Origin of the sequence: Achromobacter deleyi (genome assembly GCF_016127315.1) — a bacterium.
In the GTDB taxonomy this organism is placed as follows: Bacteria; Pseudomonadota; Gammaproteobacteria; order Burkholderiales; family Burkholderiaceae_B; genus Achromobacter; species Achromobacter insuavis_A.
The window spans coordinates 3,456,624-3,476,066 of the sequence record NZ_CP065997.1 but is presented as its reverse complement, the minus strand read 5'-3'; the positions used below and the strand labels follow the sequence as shown (position 1 = coordinate 3,476,066).

Here is a 19,443-nt window from a genome sequence, read left to right as displayed (position 1 = left end):
CATGGACGTTGCCGCGCTCTTCGTGGAGACGGGTGGCGCCTACTTCGGCGCGCCTGGCGTGGACCCGTGGGACGAGCAGCGAGATGCCCGTCTGTACACAGGGCATCTACCCGTCGTCGCCCACCCGCCCTGCCAGCGCTGGGGCAGGTACTGGCACGGACCGCCCAACAAACCCCACCAGTTCCGCCTGGGTGAAGACGGCGGTTGCTTCGCCGCGGCGCTGACGGCGGTACGCAACTACGGCGGCGTCCTGGAACACCCGGCCGATTCGCATGCGTGGGGCTGGTTCGGGCTGAAGAAGCCACCGCGCGCGGGCCGCTGGGTGCGTGCCGATGCGTTCGGCGGCTGGACCTGCTATGTCGAACAGGGGCATTACGGCCACCTGTCGCGCAAAGGGACGTGGCTATATGCGTGCGGCACCGAACTGCCAGAGCTGAAATGGGGACCCTCCCCTCAGCGCATACACCCGCGCGCTCTTGAGCTACACGGCTATGAAAAGGCACGGCGCATGGGGATGATGGCCATGGTTGGCGGCAAGGATAAAACCCGCATCCGGAACGCCACGCCGCCTGAATTCCGCGACGTGCTGCTGGCCATCGCCCGCAGCGCCGGCACACCGATAAACAAGGAACTGGACCTATGACCAACCACCCCAACCCGAACAGCGCCGCCCAGGCGGCCACCAACAACACCGCCAAGCACGTGCTGACGGACGACGAGATCAACACCGCCTGCGACTGGCCGGCGGCCAACACCACCATGCGCGCCGAGAATGACCGAGCGATGGCGCGGGAAGTCGAGGCGGCCGTGCTGCGCAAGCTGCGCGCCCCTGTAGCCGATGAGCGGGCGCTGCCGCCGCTGCCCCATGTCCCGACGAGCTATCTACAGCTCAAGAATCTGGACAAGATTCACGGGATGATGCGCGACTACGCCCGCTTCGCCCTGGCAAGCGCACCTGTAGCCAAGCCGAAGCGCGCGCCGCTCGATGACTGGCGCGTCCAGGCCATTGCGGAGTGTCTGGAGACGGAATGGAATGACATGACGCCGGCAAGCGCCGAAGCGGATGCGCGGCTGATCGTCGGTTACCTGATCGCGTATGAGAAGGAATCCAACGAGATAGAAGCCCGCCACGCCGCTGAACCCGTCGACCCCGTCGTGCAGGCGGTGCGCAACCTTCGGGCAAGCGCCCCTGTAGCTGGGGATCGGTGCAAGCGGTGTGGCGGCCCCGGCTGGTACACAAGCCACACGACCGGCTACCCGGAGTCGATTCCGTGCAGCGCATGCAACCCGCAAGGCGTTTCGGTGGGGCGGCTGGAAAAGGACCCGTTCTTGGCTGCGCAGCTTTGGCGCAAGCCTGTGGACTTCGCGGGCGCCTATGAGGGCGCCCGCGAAGATCTGGCGATCTGGAAGCGCCGCGCACGGGAAGCGGAGCGCGACCTGCGCACCGAGCGGGAAACGTCGTCGCGGCTGGTCGCTGCGTTGAATGCAGAGAACGGGCCGACGCATATGGGCGAACCCGCGCCCCAGGCCAGCGCCGAGGCAGTGCGCAATGCGGCGCTGGAGGAAGCAGCCCAGATCGCAGAGAACAGCTACTCCGACGCGCACATTCGAATCCGCGCCCTCAAGCAGCCCCAGGCGGCCCAGGATGGCAGCCAGCAGTGCGTCGGGGGTGCGGACGTCGGCCGGCTGCTGACCGCCGCCAAGGGCATGACCAAGCTGTACGGGCATGTATGGGACCGGGCTGATGGCGCGCTGGTGGTGTTTCCTGAGAACGTCGCACGATTCGATGCCGCTTTCGACGCCTTGCGCGCCGCAGTTGGCGAGGTGGTAGACGATGCCACCCAGCCCGAACAAGGGGAACGCGATGGCCAGGATTGAGCAGGTCACGCGCGTCGTCTACCGATCGCCGACCCATGGACGCACCTACTTGACCGCCCGCGCCGCTGCCAACCGGGAAGCGGCGGCGATGCTGGCGCGCAAATACGAAACCGAGAGGCCCGACCCCGAATGCGGTGGCGGCTATCACTGGAGCAGCGACGAGCGCCTGGTGCGCGTCCACAAGCGCCTGGCTCGCCTGATTCTGCGCCAACTGCGCCGCGCCGCCCGCGCCGACACCGACAAGAAGGAGATGTGATGGCTTCCCCCTACCTCACGCCCGACGAGATCAAAGCGCTGACTGGCTATGTCACCCGGGCCGCGGCCTGCCGCTGGTTGGAGCGGAACGGCTGGCCGTTTGCCCGCGCGGCCGGCGATGGCTGGCCCCGCATCCTGCGCGAGTACCATGATGCCCGTCTGTCGGGCGAAGAAAAGCGCCGGCCCAAGCGCGGCGCCGAACCGAATTGGAGATGCGCGGCATGATTGCCAAGCGTACGAAACACTTGAAGCTGGGGCTGTTGCCCCGCATGGACGCGCGGCCGCGCGCGAACGGCGGCTGGACGTTCCGCTATTACACCAACGATCGGAAATACATCAACCTGGGCCATGACCGGACCGAGGCCATCAAGCGCGTGCTGGAAATGGAGCGCCGCGCGCCGGACACAGGAACCGTGGGCGAGCTGATCCGCGAGTACATGGCCAGCGGCGGATTCAAAAACGACCTGGCGCCCAAGACACAAGACGACTACATCACGGCGAGCAAGCAGGTTCTGGAGCGATTCGCCGCCATGCAGGTTGATGACGTCAAACCGCCCCACATCGCGCGATACCTTCGCGTGGAGCGCGCTGCGGCGCCGGTGCGGGCTAACCGTGAAATGGCGTTCCTGGCGTCAGCCTTCCAATTTGGGATTGAACAGGGATACGCCACGGCCAACCCCTGCCGACAGGTGCGCCGGAACAAGGAACGCCCGCGCTCGCGCTGCCCGTCCTGGGAAGAGATCGAATCATTCTGCGCCACCGCGGCCAAGAAGGGCCCGTCGTCGCATGTAATCGGCCTGATGGCCAAGTTCATCGCGCTCACCGGGCGCCGCCGCGTGGAGTTTCTGCAGCTGCGCAAGACCGATATGGGGCCCGCTGGCATTTCGGTGGGCTTTGCCAAGGCCAAGGCCGGCGACGCGCTGCGCAGAGGCCTGATCGAGTGGACGCCGGCGCTGCGCCAGCTGTTTGCCGAGCTCGCCCAGATGGACCGCCGCGCGCGAGACGGAAAATCGGCCATCCCTGAATCGATGTTCGTGTTCACCAACCGCGACGGGCAGCCGTATACCGAACAGGGCTTCAAGGCTCTGTGGTCGAAGATCATGGCCGACTGGGTCAAGGTTCCAGGCCGGGAGCGGTTCACCTTCCACGACCTGCGCGCCTACTATGTAACGGTGATGGTGGGCCGCGACGAGAACCCGGAAACCCACGCCAACCCGGCCACCACCAGGCGGGTGTACGACCGCCGGCGCGTGGTCAAGATCAAGGGCAGCGCCTGACGCATGCCACCATCGTCGGATCTTGCCACCATTCGGGAATGAAAAAAGGCACTCCGCTTTCGCGTAAGTGCCTGATTTCATTTGAATTCTTGGGGTGGCTGATGGGACTCGAACCCACGACAACTGGAATCACAATCCAGGACTCTACCAACTGAGCTACAGCCACCACTGGGGTGTTTCTCTTTGCCGCCGAACCCGTTGTTTCCGTGTCCAACCGCGAAGAGGCCGAACTATAGCACGATTTTTCGGGCTGTGTAAAACGGTCTGTCCCCCGCCAGCGATCCGCCGCGGCCAACGGCCCGAGCCGGCCGGATTTGCCGCCACCGTCGACCTTGCTATCCTTGGCGCTCGGATCACCCTCTGGAGGCCCGCGCTTCGCCGTCGCTATGGATCGCATACACCAACTACTAATCGATTACTGGCCCCACATGGTGTTCACCATCAGCGTGGTGGCGGGCGCGGGCGCGGCGGTGCATGCGGCCATGACCAAGCAGGATGTGCGGTCGGCCATCGGCTGGGTCGGGCTGGCGCTGTTTTCGCCGCTGTTCGGGGCGGCCGTCTATTTCGTGGCGGGGATCAACCGGATCCGCAAGACGCGGCTGTCGCAGCAGCGCGACGAGGCGATGCTGGTGGACGCGGCGCTGGTGGAGACGCCGAGCGTAGACGTGGCGCCGATCTCGGGCCCGCAGTTCGCGTCGCTGAAGGTGCTGGGCGACCGGGTCAGCCGCTTCCGGCTGCTGGGCGGCAACGCGGTGCGGCCACTGGCCGGCGGCGACGAGGCCTATCCGGCGATGCTGCAGGCGATCCGCGAGGCGCGGCACGCGGTGGCGATGCAGAGTTATATCTTCGACAACGACGCGATCGGGCGTGAGATGGCGCAGGCGCTGATCGAGGCGCAGGAACGCGGGGTGCAGGTGCGGGTGCTGATCGACGCGATCGGCGCCAAGTATTCGCGGCCGCCGATCGTGCGGATGCTGGCGCGCGGCGGGGTGCCGGTGGCGCGCTTCATGACCAATCCGCTGGGGGTGCTGCGCATGCCGTACGCCAACCTGCGCAGCCACCGCAAGGTGCTGGTGGTGGACGGGCGCGTCGGCTTCACCGGCGGCATGAATGTGCGGGCGGCGTTCGTGACGGCGTTGTCGGGCGCGGCGACCAATGTCGATACGCATTTCCGGGTGGAAGGGCCGATCGTGACGCAGCTGATGTCGGTGTTCGCGCACGATTGGAATTTCACGACGCATGAGTCGCTGCCGGCGCAGCCGTGGTTCGATCCGCAGGCGCAGCCGCCGCATGGGGCGGTGCCGATGCGCTGCGTGCCGTCTGGGCCGGACCGCGCCCTGGGCAGCGCGCACAGCATCCTGCTGGGCGCGCTGGCGGTGGCGCAGCGGCACGTGCGGATCCAGTCGCCCTACTTCCTGCCGGACCAGCCGCTGATCGGGGCGCTGGCGACGGCGGCGCGGCGCGGGGTGGTGGTGGATATCGTGATTCCGGGCAAGAACAACCTGCGGCTGGTCGATTACGCCATGACGGCGCAGCTGGACCAGGTGGTGCGCACGGGTTGCCGGGTGTGGCGCTCGCAAGGGGCGTTCGACCACTCGAAGCTGATGACGGTGGACGACGGTTGGGCCTACGTGGGGTCGTCGAACCTGGACCCGCGCAGCCTGCGGCTCAATTTCGAGCTGGACACGGAAATCTACGACGTGGACGTGGCGCGCTGGGTGGGCGCCCGGATCGACGCGCAGGTGGCCGGGGCGCGCCGCCAGACGCTGGAAGAGCTGCTGCAGGCGCCGTTCGCCAAGCGGCTGCGCAACAAGGTGATCTGGCTGGCGACGCCGTATCTGTAGGCCTGGCTGGGCGACGCCGTATCCGCGGCCCATGGGCCGGGTGGCGCGGCCCGCGCACGAGAACCGATCGGCGGCCCCTGGGCCGCCGATTGCACATGGATAGGCGGTAGATCAACCGTCCGAGGTCGGCACCGCCGCCTGGCGCACGGCGAAGACGGCGCTGGCCTTGAGCACCAGGCGCTCGTCCACTTTCAGGTGGCAGGTGGCGTAGATCAGGCGCTTGCCGCGCTTGTCGATGGTGACGTGGGCTTCGAGCCAGTCGCCGGGCATGACGGCGTTGAGGTATTCGACCGACATCTGGGCGGTGACGACCGAGGCCTGACACTGGTGGGCGATGACGAAGCCGAGGGCGCTGTCGGCCAGGGTGGCGAGCAGGCCGCCGTGGGCCATGCCGTGCATGTTGCCGTGGGCCGGGCCGACGCGCATGGCCAGCACGTCGTCGGCCTCGCGCCGGTAGAAGCCACCCAGGTCCGCCAGGTGGCGCATGAATTGGCTGCTGGGGAGCCAGGGCGCGAAGCCGGCGGGAATGGTGTCTGTCATGGCGATGGGGAGTGTGCGCTGCGCAATGCCCCACGGTAGCGCAAAGCGGGCGGCGCGCGCCAGCGCGGGCCCGGGCCGACCGGTGAGCGGACAATATCGTGCGCAACTGGCGCGGGCGTCGCGCCGGCGCTACAGTCTGCCCATGCAATTGCCCGTTTCCCGACCGCCCGCATGACCCCCATCAAGACCTACGGCATGGCCGAGCGCGCGGACTACTTCGATTTCGACATCCGCGCGCAGCAGGTGCGCGAGCCGCTGGAGCAGCCGCACCGCCATGAGTATTTCCAGATCCAGGTGAACCTGGAGGGCGACACGCGCCAGACCATCAGCGGCACCACCCGGCCGTTTCCGCGCGGCGGGATGAGTTTCGTGCTGCCGTACCGGGTGCACCTGGTGCCGCATCCGCCGGGCGCGCGCTACGTCATCATCAACTTCGCGCAGCGTTTCCTGTGGCCGGAGCTGGCGGTCGATCCGCTGGACCTGGAGGAGGTGCCGGTGTCGCAGGCGCCGGCGCTGGCGCCGTTCCTGTTCCAGGAGTACCTGGATTTCGCGCTGGACGAGGACGGGCTGGCGCAGGCCGAGGCGCTGATCGGACGCCTGATGGACGAGAACCGGCGCCGCGGCTTCGGTTCGTCGACGACCATACGCGGCCTGCTGCTGCAGCTGATCGGACTGGCCTGCGGGCGCTACGAGACCGACCTGCTGCACCTGGCGCGGCACCACGCGGGCAGCAGCCGGCGCGAGAGCGTGCGGCGGGTGCTGGCGCACATCGGCGCGCACCTGGCCGAGAACCTGACGCTGAACGACGCGGCGGCGGCGGCGTTTCTGTCGCCCAATTACCTGGCGCACCTGCTGAAGAAGGAAACCGGCAAGACCTTCACCGAACTGGTGGCCGAGCGCCGCATGGCGCTGGCGCGCGACCTGCTGGCGCATACGGCGCGCACGGTGGCGCAGGTGGCGCATGCCGCCGGTTTCGCGGACGAGGCGTATTTCTCGCGCCGCTTCCGCCAGCTGGAAGGGGTCAGCCCGACCGGTTACCGCGAGCGCCTGCGCGGCGGCGAGGCGGATACGCGGAATCGTCCAGGGATTGCGTAAACGTCTCCTGCCGGGGCGGGCGGGGCGGCCGTAAGCTGGCCTGGACCTCGCAACCTTCAGGAGACCCGCGATGACCCAAGCCGTCCAGACCCCGTTTGCCGTGGCGCAGACCACCGTGCCGATCGCCGGCAGCGACCTGCGCTTTCCGGTGCGCCGCATCTATTGCATCGGCCGCAACTACGCCGCGCACGCCATCGAAATGGGTTCGGACCCGAGCCGCGAGCCGCCGTTTTTCTTCCAGAAGCCGACGGACGCGATCCAGGTGGTGCTGCCGGACACGGTGGCCGACCATCCCTACCCGCCGCTGACCCAGAACTACCACTACGAGGTGGAGCTGGTGGCGGCGCTGTCCAAGGGCGGCCGCGACATTCCCCTGGACCAGGCGCTGGACTGCGTCTACGGCTACGCGCTGGGACTGGACATGACGCGGCGCGACCTGCAACGCGGCATGGGCGACCAGAAGAAGCCGTGGGAAATCGGCAAGAGCTTCGACCACGCGGCGCCGATCGGCCCGATCCATCCGGTGGCCCAGACCGGCCACTACCGCGAAGGCGACATCTGGCTGGCGGTCAATGGCGAGCGCAAGCAGCAGGCGACGCTGTCGCACATGATCTGGTCGGTGGCCGAGCAGATCTCGCGGCTGTCGCAGGCGTTCGAGCTGTTCCCGGGCGACGTGATCTATTCCGGCACGCCGGAGAACGTGGGCCCGGTGGTGCGCGGCGACGTGATCGTGGCGCACGTGGACGGCCTGCCGGAACTGAGCATCCGCATCGTGTGATGCGCGGCACAGGCTGGCCCTGCCGCCCTCCCCGGCGCCAGCCTGGTCCTGACGCCCCGCCGCCCGGCATGCGGCGGGGCGCCGTAAGGCGGTCCGGCAAGGGCCGCGTTGGCGCGCCCCACGACGGTGCGGCGGCCGGACCCTCGCGGATCTGAGAGTAAGATTTACGCCATAACAAACAGCCCGTGTGGCAGGAGCAGTGGAAGATGGCAAAAATCGGTATGGTGGGCATCGGCCTGATGGGCCATGGCATCGCAAGCAATCTGGTCAAGCACGGTCACACGCTGACGGTGCTGGAGCATCCGGGCAACCAGCCGCTGGACGCCCTGAAGGCGGCGGGCGCCACCAGCTGCGCCGACGGCGCCACGCTGGCGGCGCAGTCCGACGTGATCATCCTGTGCGTCACGGGCAGCCCGCAGGTCGAGGCGGTGCTGCTGTCGCCGGCCGGCGTGCTGGAAGGCCTGCGCCCGGGCACGGTGATCATCGACTGCTCGACGGCGATCCCCTCCTCCACCGTCAAGGTGGCCGAGGCGGTCACCGAGAAGGGCGGCCGTTTCCTCGACGCCCCCATGACGCGCACGCCGAAGGAAGCCGCCGAAGGCCGCCTGAACCTGCTGGTGGGCGGCGACGCCGCGCTGTTCGAGGAATGCAAGCCGATCCTGGCGTGCTTTGCCGAGAACATCGCGCACGCCGGCCCGGTGGGCGCGGGCCATCGCATGAAGCTGCTGCACAACTACGTGTCGCTGGGCGCGATCGCGCTGCTGGCCGAAGCAGCCGCCTGCGCGCTGCGCGCCGACATCGACCCGGCGGTGTTCGCCGAGGTGCTGGCCAAGGGCGGCGGCGGCGGCGTGGCGCTGGAGCGCCTCAAGCCGTATCTGCTGGAGCAGGATCCGTCGTCGCTGCGCTTTTTCATGTCGAACGCGCAAAAGGACCTGTCGTACTACAACACGATGGCCGCCGAGACCGGCGCCGTGCGCGAGATCGGCGCCGCCGTGCAGCACACGTACGACCAGGCGGTCAGCCAGGGCGGCGGCGAACGCTACGTGCCCGAGCTGGTGTCGCTGCTGAAGGACCGCTGAGCCTGACGGCGGCGCGGGCTCAGCGCCCGCCCGCCGCCATCGCCGGCACGGCGCGCAAGGCGCCGCGCCGCGGCAGTTGCAGGGAGATGGCCGCGGCCAGCAGCAACAGGGCGCCGGCCGCGCCGAACGCCACCCAGTGGGTATGGAAGGCCTCGAAGGCCCAGCCGCCCAGCCAGGAACTGATCATGCCGCCGATCTGGTGGCCCAGGTAGGTCAGGCCGTACAGCACGCCCACCAGGCGCACGCCATAGACGTCGGCCAGGATGGCCGAGGACAGCGCGATGCTGCCGGCCCAGACGATGCCGCCAATGGTGGCCGCCGCGTACAGTTCCCAATGCGCGCCGACCATGACCAGCGCGAAGAACCCCAGCCCGCGCACCAGGTAGATGACGGCCAGGATGTTGCGCCGCTCGACCTGATCCGACATGCGTCCCAGCACCAGGGTGCTGAAGATCGCCACCAGGCCGATCAGGCCGATGCCGAGCGAACTGGTGGTGGCGTCGAAACCATGGTCCATCAGCATGGGCATGCCGTGCGTGCCCAGCAGGTTCATGCTGAAGCCACAGGCGAACAGGCCCAGCGCCACCTGCCAGAACGGCAGCGTGCGCACGGCGTCCTTGACGCGCGGCTCGGGGCCCTTGGCGGCGGGCCGCGAGGCGGATTTTTTCTCGACGATCTGGTGCGGCAGCAGGTCGGTGTGCTCGGGCGCCTGGTCGCGCATGACGAACAAGGCCACCGGCACGGTCAGCAGCGCGAACAGGGCGGCGAAGGCCAGCAGCGTTTCGCGCCAGCCGACCGCGCTGATGGCGAAGGTGAGCGTCGGGGTCATCAAGGCGATGCCGGCCATGGACCCGGTGGACAGGAAGAACAGCGCCATGCCGCGCTGGCGGGTGAACCAGCGGCTGATCACCGGGGTCAGCGCCACCGGGCTGGTGAAGGCCAGGCCGACCGACAGGGCCACGCCGAAGGCCAGCAGGAATTCGATGGGACCGCGCGCGAAGACGGTCCAGATGGACGAGGCCACCACGATGGCGGCGCCGGTCAACAGCACGAAGCGGGTGCCGCGGGTGCTGACCAGGTAGCCGGCCAGCGGCATCGCCAGGCCGTAGCACAGCATGCCGGCCGCGACGATGCCCGACAGCAGGCTGCGCGAAAAACCCAGGCCGTCCGCCATGGGCAGGAAAAACGGGCCGATGCCCATGCGCAGCCCCACCGTCAACAGCGTCAGGACCGTGGCGGCGCCGACGATGTTCCAGCCGAAATACCAGCCGGCCGATTCTTGCTTCTCCACTTGCCTCTCTCCTTGTGTCTTCTTGTCGCGCTGGGGCGCTTCGGTGCAGACACCACGAGGGATGCGAGGAGACGGAAGCCGGCCGCCAGACGCGCCATATTACTCCCGGCTATATGCGGGCGGCGCGGCGGCGGTGAAATCCTGTCCGGTGAGCGGTCAGGCGCGCGCGGTCCCCTGCCGCGCGCCCAGCCGCAGCGCGGGCCTTACCAGCGATAGCGCGCCGTCAGCATCAGCGTGCGCTCGGCGCCGCGATAGCACTCGCCCATGTAGCAGATCGAGTAGTAGTCGCGGTTGAACAGGTTGGTGGCATTCAGGGCCAGCCGCCATGGACCTTTCTCGTAGTGGACGACGGCGTCGGCCAGCGTCACGCCGGGCCGGCTGGTGGTGTTGTGCTCGTCATCCTGGCGCCGGCCGATATAGCGCAGGCCGCCGCCCACGCCCAGGCCCTCGGCCAGCGTGTAGTCCAGCCACAGCGCCGCGGTCTGCTTGGGGATGCCGATCGGGATCTTGCCCACTTCCAGCGCGTCGCCGCTGTTGCGCACGGTGATGTCGAGCCAGGTGTAGGAGGCCGCTACGTTCAGGCCGCGCGCCAGCTCGCCCTTGGCCTCGAACTCGATGCCGCGCGCGCGCTGTTTGCCGATCTGGCGCTGCTCGTTGGTGATGGGGTTGTAGCTGACGATGTTGGTCTTGTTCAGGTCGAACACGGCCAGCGTATACAGGCTGCGCGAGCCCACCGGCTGGTATTTGACGCCGACTTCCACCTGCTTGCCGCGGCTGGGCTTGAAGGGATTGCCGTCGCCATCCACGCCGCTGCTGGGCAGGAACGATTCCGAGTAGCTGACATACGGCGCCACGCCATTGTCGGCCACGTAGGTCAACCCGGCGCGGCCGCTGAAGGCGTTGTCGCGGACCCGCGTGTAGGTGCCGTTGAGACGGTCGTCGGTGGTGGAGGTGACGCGGTCCTGGCGTCCGCCCAAGGTCACGATCCAATGATCGTCGAGCTTGATCTGGTCCTGCAGGTAGAGGCCGGCCTGGCGGATCGTCTGGCGATAGTTGGCGAGCGGATCGGTGGGCGTGGGGATCGGCACCCCGTAGACCGGGTTCAGCAGGTCCAGGCCGGGCGCGGGGCCGATATAGCGGTTGGCCCTGGCGCGCTGGTCGTTCCAGTCGAAGCCGAACAGCACCGTGTGCTCGGCGCCGGCCAGCCGCAACTTGCCCTGCATCTGCGTGTCCAGCACGGACTGGCTCAGCGGATCGTCCCAGCTGCGGGCGACCCGGGTGATGGCGGTGACATCCTCGTTGACCTCGTCGGTCCAGACCACGCGGCGGTCGAGCGAGAGGTGGCTGTAGCGGAAGTTCTGGCGGAAGGTCCAGGCGTCGTTGAAGCGGTGCTCGAGCTGGTAGCCGATCGAGGACTGCTCGCGGTTGATGCGGCTGAAGCCCGGGTCGCCCATCTTGACGTCGGTGAGCTTGTAGTCCTTGGCGAAGTAGTAGGGATCCTCGCCGGATTTGTCCTTGATGTATTCGCCCAGCAGCGTCAGCGACGTGGCCGCGCTTGGCTGCCAGCGCAGCGAGGGCGCCAGGTACAGGCGCTTGCGATTGATCTTGTCGCCGGTGGGATATTTGTCCTGGTCGTCGCTGTCCAGCGCCAAGCCCACCAGGCGGTAGCTGAGCGCGTCGCCAGCGCCGAAGGCATCGCCCAGGTCGAATGCCAGTTGCTTGCGTTCGAAGCTGCCGTACTGGACTTCGACCTCGCGGATGCGCTCGCCGTTGGGCAGCTTGCTGACGCGGTTGAGCAGGCCGCCGGCATCGCTCTGGCCGAAGGTCATCGACGACGGGCCGCGCAGCACCTCGATGCGTTCCAGGCCGTAGGGCTCGGTGGAATAGTAGGTGACGCCGGACGGGGTCTGCGCCAGGCCGTCGCGCATGGACACGTTATAGGTCGAGAAGCCGCGCAAGCTGATGTATTCCCAGCCGCGGTTGTCGGGGCCGTAGGTGTTGACGGCCACCCCCGGGGTGTACTGGATCGCGTCCATCACGTCGAGCACGCCGCGCGCTTCCATTTCCTCGCGCCCGATCACCGAGACCGACTGCGGGATCTCCAGGATCGGGGTGTCGGTCTTGGTGGCGCTGGCGCTGCGGCTGGCGGCATAGCCCGGCACCGCGCTGAAGGCGGTTTCGCCGGTGACGGTCACGGCGGGCAGCGTGGACACGCCGGCGGCTGGCGCCTCGCGCAGCACGTAGTTGCCGCCGCCCCGATGGCGCGCTTCCAGGCCGCTGCCGGCCAGCAGATGCGCCAGGCCGGCGTCCACCGTATAGGCGCCACGGATGCCGGCGGACTGGCGGCCGCGGGTCTGGTCGGCGTTGAACGACAGGGTGATGTCGGCCGCGGCGGCGTAGCGGCTCAACACCACGTCCAGCGGACCGGCGGCGATGTCGTAGCTGCGCGCCGCTGGCGCTGACTGGGCCAGCGCTACGGGCGCCAGCGGGCCGGCGGCGCTGGCGCTCCACAGGGCGGCGGCGAACAGCGCCGGCAACAGGCGCGGCGCGGCCTGGAGACTGGGCGGACGCGGCGCGGCCGGATGGGCGGGACGCGGGAGGGGTCGGGACACGGGGGCTTGCGGCTTGCGGGACACGATGGCTCTCATGGACGGGACACGGGACACCGCCCGGTCATCTCCAGGCGGTCCTGTCTGGTAGGCCGGATGAGAATGAAAAAGAGCAACCCCGGGGAAGAAAAAAAATCAGCGCGGCACGACCCGAACCCAGTAGCGGGTGCGGTATCGCAGGGCCACGGGCAGCGATGCGGCCACGTTCTCGAGCGCCGCGTCCGTGTCGGCCAGGCGGAATGCGCCCGACAGCCGCAGGTGCGCCACCGCCGGATCGCAGCTCAGGCTGCCCTGGCGATAGCGCGCCAGCTCGGCAATGAAGTCGCCCAGCGGCTGGTCGATGGCGACCAGCCTGCCCTCGACCCAGTCCGCCTGGCCCGCGATCACGGGCTCGGGCGCGGCGGCGGCGCGCGCGGTCAGCAGGCTCTGCTGGCCGGCCGCCAGCCGCAGCGACGGCGCCGCCGGATCGGCGGGCCGCAGCAGCACGGCGTCCTGGAACACGGCAACGCGGGTGCCGGCGGGCTCGCGCCGCACGGCGTAGCGGGTGCCCAGCGCCCGCGCGCTGCCGTCCACGGTCCATACCTCGAACGGCCGCTGGCCGGCGGGGTCGGGCGCGGTCTGCACCAGCACTTCGCCCTGGTGCAGGCGCAGCACGCGACGCTCGGGGCCGTAGTCGATATCGACGGCGGACGCCGTGTTCAGGTACAGGGTGCCGCCGTCCGGCAGCGTGACGGTACGGCGCTCGCCGGTGGCGGTGCGCAATCCGGCGGACAGGACGCGCCAGGGCGGCGCGGCATACCAGCCGAAGGAGGCCCCGCCCCCGGCCAGCAGGGCCAGCGCCAGCAAGCGGCGGCGCTGCTGCTGGCGGGCGCCGCGCAGCGTCGGCAACAGCAGGTCGCCGGGCACGCTGCCCAGCCGTTCCTGTAAGGCCAGCATCCGCGCCCAGGCCTGGCGGTGGCGCGCGTCGGCGTCCAGCCAGCGGCGCCAAGCGGCGCGCGCCGGGTCGTCGGCGTCGGCATCGCGCAAGGCCACGTACCAGTGCGCGGCCGCTTCGAGCAGTTCGGGACCGGGCGCCATCAGTCGGCGGCCAGCAGCAGGCATTGCGTCAGCGCGCGCACCATGTGTTTCTTGACGGTGGTGAGGGAGACGCCCAGGCGCGCGCCGACTTGCGCGTAGGTCAACTCCTCGAACTGCGCCAGCAGGAAGATCTCGCGGGTGCGCGGGCCCAGCTGGTCCAGCATGCGGTCGATGGCCAGCACGGTTTCCAGCAGGATGGCGCGGGTCTCGGGCGAAATGGCGACCGGCTCGGGGCGCACCGCCAGGGTTTCGAGGTAGGCGCGCTCGATGGCCTGGCGGCGGTAGGCGTCGGTGACCAGGCCGCGGGCGATGGTGGCGAGATACTCGCGCGGGCGCAGGATCGCATCGACGTTGCGGTTGGCGAGCACTCGCAGGAAGGTGTCCTGGGCCAGGTCGGCGGCGCTGTCGCCGTTGCCGAGCTTGCGGCGCAACATGCCGACCAGCCAGGAATGGTGATCGCAATACAGCGCTTCGAGGGTGGGAGCGGGAGCCTGATCGGACATGGGATGCACTTGACGCCCATGCAACCGAGCGGCCTAGGAATGAATATTATTCTCGATTCTAGCCGACCGACCGGTGGTCGTGGCGCGGGAAAATTCGGGCCGTTGCGGCAAACCGACGCTGCTGGCGCGCCAAGCCGAAGCCGGCGCGGCCGGCGCGGTCCTAGCGCAGCACATTGCGCACGAAGCGCAGCGGCGCGTCGGCATCGTTGCCATAGGCATACGGCTGCGCGCTGCTGTAGATGGCGAAATCATTGGCCTGCACCTGCTGCACCTGGCCCGACAGGTCCAGCCGCAGCGTGCCCTCGATGACGTAGACCATCTCGTGCCAGCCCTCTGGGTCCGGCTCGGCCACGTAGGTCTCGCCCGGCCCGAGCGACCAGATCCACAGCTGCGCCTCGCAGCTGGCCGGCGCCGCGCCCAGCAGCACGGCCTGGCTGCCCGGCCGCTTGCCGCGCCAGGCGCGCGCCTCGATCCGCCGCCGCTCGCGCGCCGGATCGCTCACCAGGTCCACGAATCCCACGCCCAGCGCCTGCGCCAGCTTGTCGAGGCTGGACAGGCTGATGTTGGCCCCGCCCGCCTCCAGGCCGGCGATCATGCGGCGGCTGATGCCCGAGGCCTCGGCCAGCGCGGCCTGGCTCAGGCCGGCCAATTTGCGGTGGCGTTTGAGATTGGCCCCGACGTGCGTGAGGACATCGCTGTCGGAATTGGTAATGTGCAGTATATTGCTCAAATTAGTGACACCTGAAATCCGCCGTGAAGTCCGCCGTGAAACCCGAATCGATGTTTGCTTTGTCGCGCCAGGAAATCGCCCTGGTGCTGGTCACCATGCTGTGGGGAAGCACCTTCCTCATTATCCATATCGCCATGCAGCATAGCGGACCGCTGTTCTTCGTGGGGGTGCGCTTCACCATCGCCGGCGCCGTGTCGATGCTGCTGTTCCGGCGACACATGGCCGGGCTGACGCGACGCGAGACGGGCGCGGGCGTGGCGATCGGCTGCGCGCTGTTCCTGGGGTACTACCTGCAGACCCATGGCCTGCGCACCATCACCAGCAGCCAGTCGGCCTTCATCACCGCGTTGTACGTGCCGATCGTGCCGCTGTTGCAGTGGGCGGTGCTCAAGCGTCCGCCCGGCCTGATGAGCTGGGTCGGCGTGGGGCTGGCGTTCACGGGGCTGGTGCTGCTGGCCGGGCCTGAAGCGGGCGCGCTGCATTTCAGCCCCGGCGAGATCGCCACGCTGGCCGGCGCGGTGGCGATTGCCGCCGAGATCATCCTGATCGGCCATTTCGCCAGCTCGGTGGACAGCCGCCGCGTCACGGCGGTGCAACTGCTGACGGCAGGGCTGGTGTCGTTCGCGCTGATGCCGGTGCTGGGCGAGCCGGTGCCGGCGTTCTCATGGCTGTGGGCGGGCGGCGCCATCGGCCTGGGCCTGGCCAGCGCGGTGATCCAGCTGACCATGAACTGGGCGCAGAAGTCGGTGTCGCCGACCCGCGCCACGGTAATCTATGCCGGCGAACCGGTGTGGGGCGGCATCGTCGGCCGGCTGGCCGGTGAACGCCTGCCGGGGCTGGCGCTGGTAGGCGCGGCGTTGATCGTGGCGGGCGTCCTGGCCAGCGAAGTGAAGTTCAAGCGCCGCGCCAAGCCGGCGCTGGGCAAGACCTGAGCGGCGCCGCGCGGGGCGGGCAGGCTTCAGTCGGGCTGCCGCAGGAAAGCCTGTAACGCCGGCACCGTGTTCAGCACGTGCTGGCGCATCGCCGCCTCGCAGCGGTCGGGGTCGCCTGTGAGCAGCGCGTCGATCAGTTCCTGGTGCGATTCGCGCACGCGCAGCACGCGCCCCGGCTGGGCCGCCCACAGGCGCATGTAGGGCTCGACCACGGAATGCAGTTCGGAGATCTGCCGCAACAGGCGCGGCTGCTGACAGAAGCTGCAAAGGTATTCGTGGAAGTCGCGGTGGGCGCTGGTCCAGTCCAGGTAGTCGCCCGTGCCCTGCTCGAGCTGGTCCAGCATGTTGGCCAGGCGGCGGATGTGCTCGGCGCTCATGTTGCGCACGGCATTGCGCATGGCCAGCCCTTCCAGCACCGAGCGCATTTCGAAGACTTCGCGCATTTCCTGCTGGTTCAGGCCGCGCACCACGGCGCCGCGGTTGGCGCGGATCTCGACCAGGCCCTCGGAGGCGAGCCGGCGCAGCGCGCCGCGCACCGGCATGCGGCTGGTGCCGATCTCGCTGGCGATGACCTCGGGCACCAGGCGATGGCCCGGCGGGTAGTTGCCCAGCCGGATTTCGCGCTGCAGGTACTGGTAGGCCTCTTCTTCGGCGCTGACGGCTGTCTTCTGGTACTGCAGCATCCTCGTCCCCGGGTTTTCAAAGCCGCCATGATAGATAAACGCAAAAATAACACAAATTGGATCCAGTAATCCATGGATGCAAACACCAATGGCCGGCGCGGCGGCGCTCGCGTCAAATCTGCTCCTGGCGTGCCGGCCGGGTGCGTCCGCCGGCAGAGCAAGGGGCAGCAGACCCGCCCGGCGCCATTGCCTTACCGACGCCACGCGTCGACATTACGCATTCAAGGGGAATCCATGCCTTTCCGTCTCATCCGCGCCCTGGCCGGCGTCGCCGCCCTGGCCTTCGCCGCGCAAGCCGGCGCCCAGGCCACCGACTGGCCGCAGCATCCGGTGCGCATCGTGGTGCCGTTCCAGGCCGGCTCGGCCACCGACCTGATCTCGCGCCAGCTGGGCGCGGCGCTGTCGACCGAACTGGGCCAGCCGTTCGTGGTGGAAGCCCGCCCCGGCGCCGCCGCCGCGATCGGCAGCGCCTCGGTGGCGCGCTCGGCGCCCGACGGCTACACGCTGCTGATGGGCGGCCCGGCCGCTATCGTCACCAACCGCTTCCTGCAGAAACGCCTGGCCTATGACCCGGACGCGTTCGCGCTGGTGTCGATGGTGGCCTACACGCCCAACATCCTGCTGGCCAATCCGCAGCAGCCGTTCAAGACGCTGCCCGAGATGATCGCCTACGCCCGCGCCAATCCGGGCAAGCTGACCTACGCCTCGTTCGGCACCGGCACCACCTCGCACATGGCGGGCGAAATGCTCAAGTCGGTGGCCGGCATCGACATCCTGCACGTGCCCTACAAGGGCGCCGGCGAAGCCATTCCGGCGCTGCTGAGCGGCCAGGTGTCGATGTACTTCGACACCATCATGACCGGCCTGCCGCAGGTCAAGAGCGGCGCGCTGCTGGCGCTGGGCATGTCCAATTCGCAGCGCTCGGCGCTGGCGCCGGACATTCCCACCATCGCCGAGCAGGGCTACGCCGGCTACGACATCGCGCCGTGGTACGGCCTGGTGGCGCCGGAAGGCACGCCCGCGCCGATCCTGGACAAGCTCAACCGCGCCGTCAACAAGGTGCTTGCGGATCCCGCGTTGCGCGGTAAGCTGGCCGAGGCCGGCGCCGAGCCGCGTGGCGGCAGCCGCGAGGAATTCGCCGCCTTCATCAAGGCCGAGATCCCGCGCACCAAGCAGCTGATCGACCAGGCCGGCATCACTCCGCAGTAATTTCCTTCGACACCTTCCACGCCACCATGTCTTCTTCCTTCGATTGGTCTTTTCCGTACGCTTCCCGAAAAATGCCGGTGCTGGCCGCCAACGCGGTCGCGACCAGCCAGCCGCTGGCGGCGCAGGCCGGGCTGCGCATGCTGCTGGCCGGCGGCAATGCCGTGGACAGCGCCATCGCCACCGCCATCGCGCTGACCGTGGTCGAGCCCGTGATGAACGGCATCGGCGGCGACATGTTCGCGCTGGTCTGGCACGAAGGAAAACTGCATGGCCTGAACTCCAGCGGCTGCTCGCCGGCGGCGTGGACGCCGGACTACTTCGCCGGCCGCGAGGCGATGCCGGCCACCGGCTGGGGCACGGTCACCGTGCCTGGCCAGGTGGCGGGCTGGAAGGCGCTGTCCGACCGCTTCGGCAAGCTGCCGTTCGCGCAGTTGTTCGAGCCGGCCATCGCCTACGCCGAGCACGGCTTCGCGGTCAGCCCCACCATCGCCCGCCAATGGGCCACGCAGATGCCCAAGCTGGCGCAGGAGCCAGGCTTCGCCGAGGCCTTCCTGCCGCAGGGCCGGGCGCCGCAGGCGGGTGAATGGTGGCGTTTTCCGGACCAGGCGCGCACCTTGCGCGACATCGCCGAAAGCGGCGGCGACAGCTTCTACCGCGGCGCGCTGGCCAACAAGATCGCCGACTTCGCCGCCCGCAGCGGCGGCGCGCTGACCGCGGACGACCTGGACCAGCACCGCCCTGAATGGGTCGAGCCGATCTCGCAATCGTTCCGCGGCTACCAGCTGCATGAAATCCCGCCCAGCGGCCAGGGCATCTCGGCGCTGATGGCGCTGGGCATGCTGGAACAGTTCGACCTGGAATCGATGGGCCGCGACAGCGCCGATTACTACCACGTCAGCATCGAGGCCATGAAACTGGCCTTCGCCGACCTGCACCAGCACGTGGCCGACCCGCGCCACATGCGCACCGACGCCCGCGCCCTGCTCGACCCGGCCTACCTGGCCGAGCGCGCGCGCCTGATCTCGATGGACCGCGCCGCCGTGCCGGTGGCCGGCACGCCCGCCACCGGCGGCACGGTCTACCTGACCGCCGCCGACGCGGCCGGCACCATGGTGTCGTTCATCCAGTCCAACTACCACGGCTTCGGTTCCGGCGTGGTGGTGCCGGGCACCGGCATCAGCCTGCACAACCGCGGCCTGAACTTCGTGCTGACGCCCGGCCACGCCAATCAGGTCGGCCCGCGCAAGAAGCCGATGCACACCATCATCCCCGCTTTCATCACCCGCGGCGGCGAGCCGGTCATGTCGTTCGGCGTGATGGGCGGCTCGATGCAGGCGCAAGGCCACCTGCAGATGGTCACGCGCCTGGCGGCCTTCGGCCAGAATCCGCAGGCCATGAGCGATGCGCCGCGCTTCCGGGTGGAGAAAGGCCCGGTGGTCAACGTCGAATCGCACCTGCCCGCCGACGTGGTCGACACGCTGCGCCAACGCGGCCACAACGTGGCGGTGGCGCCGGCCGACAGCCTGGAATTCGGCTCGGCGCAACTGATCTGCCGGCTGCCGCACGGTGGCTACGTGGCCGCGTCCGATTCGCGCCGCGACGGCCAGGCGGTCGGCTTCTAGGAAAGACGGGCACGGCGGCGGAACACGCCGCCGGAAAGGTG

At 68.9% G+C, this 19,443-nt stretch carries 19 protein-coding genes and 1 tRNA gene; 12 read left to right on the top strand and 8 right to left on the bottom strand.

The window, feature by feature from the left end:
* Window position 1: 1 nt before the first annotated feature.
* The 5 genes from I6I07_RS15790 to I6I07_RS15770 are packed head-to-tail and all read left to right on the top strand — an operon-like array spanning window position 2 to window position 3,410.
* Window positions 2-643 carry a hypothetical protein gene (locus I6I07_RS15790; protein WP_198487356.1) on the top strand — a complete coding sequence of 214 codons (642 nt, stop codon included), beginning with the start codon at window positions 2-4 and terminating at the stop codon, window positions 641-643.
* Entirely contained in the window at window positions 640-1,878 is a 1,239-nt protein-coding gene (locus I6I07_RS15785; RefSeq protein WP_198487355.1) for a hypothetical protein, read from the top strand. Before I6I07_RS15790 ends, I6I07_RS15785 begins: the two co-directional genes overlap by 4 nt.
* Entirely contained in the window at window positions 1,865-2,134 is a 270-nt protein-coding gene (locus I6I07_RS15780) for a hypothetical protein (protein WP_198487354.1), read from the top strand. Before I6I07_RS15785 ends, I6I07_RS15780 begins: the two co-directional genes overlap by 14 nt.
* Window positions 2,134-2,358 carry a DUF4224 domain-containing protein gene (locus I6I07_RS15775; RefSeq protein ID WP_198487353.1) on the top strand — a complete coding sequence of 75 codons (225 nt, stop codon included), beginning with the start codon at window positions 2,134-2,136 and terminating at the stop codon, window positions 2,356-2,358. Before I6I07_RS15780 ends, I6I07_RS15775 begins: the two co-directional genes overlap by 1 nt.
* A complete protein-coding gene (locus I6I07_RS15770; RefSeq protein ID WP_198487352.1) occupies window positions 2,355-3,410 on the top strand; it encodes a tyrosine-type recombinase/integrase in 1,056 nt (351 codons plus the stop codon). Before I6I07_RS15775 ends, I6I07_RS15770 begins: the two co-directional genes overlap by 4 nt.
* A gap of 90 nt (window positions 3,411-3,500) precedes the next feature.
* Here I6I07_RS15770 and I6I07_RS15765 read toward each other — a convergent pair.
* A tRNA-His gene (locus tag I6I07_RS15765) sits at window positions 3,501-3,576 on the bottom strand.
* Window positions 3,577-3,796: 220 nt separating this feature from the next.
* On the opposite strand from I6I07_RS15765, the gene I6I07_RS15760 reads away from it, so the two are divergent.
* A complete protein-coding gene (locus I6I07_RS15760) occupies window positions 3,797-5,254 on the top strand; it encodes a phospholipase D-like domain-containing protein (protein ID WP_198487351.1) in 1,458 nt (485 codons plus the stop codon).
* A 111-nt stretch (window positions 5,255-5,365) separates the two neighbouring features.
* Here I6I07_RS15760 and I6I07_RS15755 read toward each other — a convergent pair whose 3' ends face one another.
* Entirely contained in the window at window positions 5,366-5,794 is a 429-nt protein-coding gene (locus I6I07_RS15755; RefSeq protein WP_198487350.1) for a PaaI family thioesterase, read from the bottom strand.
* Window positions 5,795-5,965: 171 nt separating this feature from the next.
* On the opposite strand from I6I07_RS15755, the gene I6I07_RS15750 reads away from it, so the two are divergent.
* The 3 genes from I6I07_RS15750 (at window position 5,966) to I6I07_RS15740 (ending at window position 8,746) form a co-directional block, all read left to right on the top strand.
* Window positions 5,966-6,889, top strand: a complete 924-nt coding sequence (locus I6I07_RS15750) for a helix-turn-helix transcriptional regulator (RefSeq protein WP_006390470.1) — start codon at window positions 5,966-5,968, stop codon at window positions 6,887-6,889.
* A gap of 70 nt (window positions 6,890-6,959) precedes the next feature.
* A complete protein-coding gene (locus I6I07_RS15745; RefSeq protein ID WP_198487349.1) occupies window positions 6,960-7,667 on the top strand; it encodes a fumarylacetoacetate hydrolase family protein in 708 nt (235 codons plus the stop codon).
* 206 nt (window positions 7,668-7,873) lie between these two features.
* Window positions 7,874-8,746, top strand: a complete 873-nt coding sequence (locus tag I6I07_RS15740) for an NAD(P)-dependent oxidoreductase (protein WP_198487348.1) — start codon at window positions 7,874-7,876, stop codon at window positions 8,744-8,746.
* Between the two features lie 19 nt (window positions 8,747-8,765).
* Here the strand turns inward: I6I07_RS15740 and I6I07_RS15735 are convergent, their stop codons facing one another.
* From I6I07_RS15735 to I6I07_RS15715, 5 genes are all read right to left on the bottom strand, one after another.
* On the bottom strand, window positions 8,766-10,037 hold the full coding sequence (locus I6I07_RS15735; RefSeq protein ID WP_198487347.1) for an MFS transporter: 1,272 nt from the start codon (window positions 10,035-10,037) through the stop codon (window positions 8,766-8,768).
* 203 nt (window positions 10,038-10,240) lie between these two features.
* Window positions 10,241-12,649, bottom strand: coding sequence for a TonB-dependent siderophore receptor (locus I6I07_RS15730; RefSeq protein ID WP_232626092.1), 2,409 nt, complete (start codon window positions 12,647-12,649; stop codon window positions 10,241-10,243).
* A gap of 132 nt (window positions 12,650-12,781) precedes the next feature.
* A complete protein-coding gene (locus tag I6I07_RS15725; RefSeq protein WP_198487345.1) occupies window positions 12,782-13,723 on the bottom strand; it encodes a FecR domain-containing protein in 942 nt (313 codons plus the stop codon).
* A complete protein-coding gene (locus tag I6I07_RS15720; RefSeq protein ID WP_198487344.1) occupies window positions 13,723-14,226 on the bottom strand; it encodes a sigma-70 family RNA polymerase sigma factor in 504 nt (167 codons plus the stop codon). The genes I6I07_RS15725 and I6I07_RS15720 overlap by 1 nt, the downstream gene beginning before the upstream one ends.
* Before the next feature lie 160 nt (window positions 14,227-14,386).
* Window positions 14,387-14,956: a helix-turn-helix domain-containing protein gene (locus I6I07_RS15715; RefSeq protein WP_198487343.1), complete on the bottom strand. Its 570-nt coding sequence runs from the start codon at window positions 14,954-14,956 to the stop codon at window positions 14,387-14,389.
* 50 nt (window positions 14,957-15,006) lie between these two features.
* Between I6I07_RS15715 and I6I07_RS15710 the strand changes: the two genes are divergently transcribed.
* On the top strand, window positions 15,007-15,888 hold the full coding sequence (locus tag I6I07_RS15710; protein ID WP_198487543.1) for a DMT family transporter: 882 nt from the start codon (window positions 15,007-15,009) through the stop codon (window positions 15,886-15,888).
* A 26-nt stretch (window positions 15,889-15,914) separates the two neighbouring features.
* Here the strand turns inward: I6I07_RS15710 and I6I07_RS15705 are convergent, their stop codons facing one another.
* Window positions 15,915-16,571 carry a GntR family transcriptional regulator gene (locus tag I6I07_RS15705; RefSeq protein ID WP_198487342.1) on the bottom strand — a complete coding sequence of 219 codons (657 nt, stop codon included), beginning with the start codon at window positions 16,569-16,571 and terminating at the stop codon, window positions 15,915-15,917.
* Window positions 16,572-16,805: 234 nt separating this feature from the next.
* Between I6I07_RS15705 and I6I07_RS15700 the strand changes: the two genes are divergently transcribed.
* Window positions 16,806-17,780 carry a Bug family tripartite tricarboxylate transporter substrate binding protein gene (locus I6I07_RS15700; RefSeq protein ID WP_198487341.1) on the top strand — a complete coding sequence of 325 codons (975 nt, stop codon included), beginning with the start codon at window positions 16,806-16,808 and terminating at the stop codon, window positions 17,778-17,780.
* A 26-nt stretch (window positions 17,781-17,806) separates the two neighbouring features.
* Complete coding sequence (gene ggt, locus I6I07_RS15695) at window positions 17,807-19,402, top strand: gamma-glutamyltransferase (protein ID WP_198487340.1); 1,596 nt, start codon at window positions 17,807-17,809, stop codon at window positions 19,400-19,402.
* Window positions 19,403-19,443 lie beyond the last annotated feature (41 nt).

What these genes read in the sequence shown, in the direction of transcription:
- I6I07_RS15750 (WP_006390470.1), top strand. Translation starts at nt 5,966, where the DNA reads ATGACCCCCATCAAGACCTACGGCATGGCCGAGCGCGCGGACTACTTC.
- I6I07_RS15740 (WP_198487348.1), top strand. Translation starts at nt 7,874, where the DNA reads ATGGCAAAAATCGGTATGGTGGGCATCGGCCTGATGGGCCATGGCATC.
- I6I07_RS15775 (WP_198487353.1), top strand. Translation starts at nt 2,134, where the DNA reads ATGGCTTCCCCCTACCTCACGCCCGACGAGATCAAAGCGCTGACTGGC.
- I6I07_RS15720 (WP_198487344.1), bottom strand. Translation starts at nt 14,226, where the DNA reads ATGTCCGATCAGGCTCCCGCTCCCACCCTCGAAGCGCTGTATTGCGAT.
- ggt (WP_198487340.1), top strand. Translation starts at nt 17,807, where the DNA reads ATGTCTTCTTCCTTCGATTGGTCTTTTCCGTACGCTTCCCGAAAAATG.
- I6I07_RS15770 (WP_198487352.1), top strand. Translation starts at nt 2,355, where the DNA reads ATGATTGCCAAGCGTACGAAACACTTGAAGCTGGGGCTGTTGCCCCGC.
- I6I07_RS15785 (WP_198487355.1), top strand. Translation starts at nt 640, where the DNA reads ATGACCAACCACCCCAACCCGAACAGCGCCGCCCAGGCGGCCACCAAC.
- I6I07_RS15725 (WP_198487345.1), bottom strand. Translation starts at nt 13,723, where the DNA reads ATGGCGCCCGGTCCCGAACTGCTCGAAGCGGCCGCGCACTGGTACGTG.
- I6I07_RS15780 (WP_198487354.1), top strand. Translation starts at nt 1,865, where the DNA reads ATGGCCAGGATTGAGCAGGTCACGCGCGTCGTCTACCGATCGCCGACC.
- I6I07_RS15790 (WP_198487356.1), top strand. Translation starts at nt 2, where the DNA reads ATGGACGTTGCCGCGCTCTTCGTGGAGACGGGTGGCGCCTACTTCGGC.
- I6I07_RS15760 (WP_198487351.1), top strand. Translation starts at nt 3,797, where the DNA reads ATGGATCGCATACACCAACTACTAATCGATTACTGGCCCCACATGGTG.
- I6I07_RS15755 (WP_198487350.1), bottom strand. Translation starts at nt 5,794, where the DNA reads ATGACAGACACCATTCCCGCCGGCTTCGCGCCCTGGCTCCCCAGCAGC.
- I6I07_RS15710 (WP_198487543.1), top strand. Translation starts at nt 15,007, where the DNA reads ATGTTTGCTTTGTCGCGCCAGGAAATCGCCCTGGTGCTGGTCACCATG.
- I6I07_RS15705 (WP_198487342.1), bottom strand. Translation starts at nt 16,571, where the DNA reads ATGCTGCAGTACCAGAAGACAGCCGTCAGCGCCGAAGAAGAGGCCTAC.
- I6I07_RS15745 (WP_198487349.1), top strand. Translation starts at nt 6,960, where the DNA reads ATGACCCAAGCCGTCCAGACCCCGTTTGCCGTGGCGCAGACCACCGTG.
- I6I07_RS15700 (WP_198487341.1), top strand. Translation starts at nt 16,806, where the DNA reads ATGCCTTTCCGTCTCATCCGCGCCCTGGCCGGCGTCGCCGCCCTGGCC.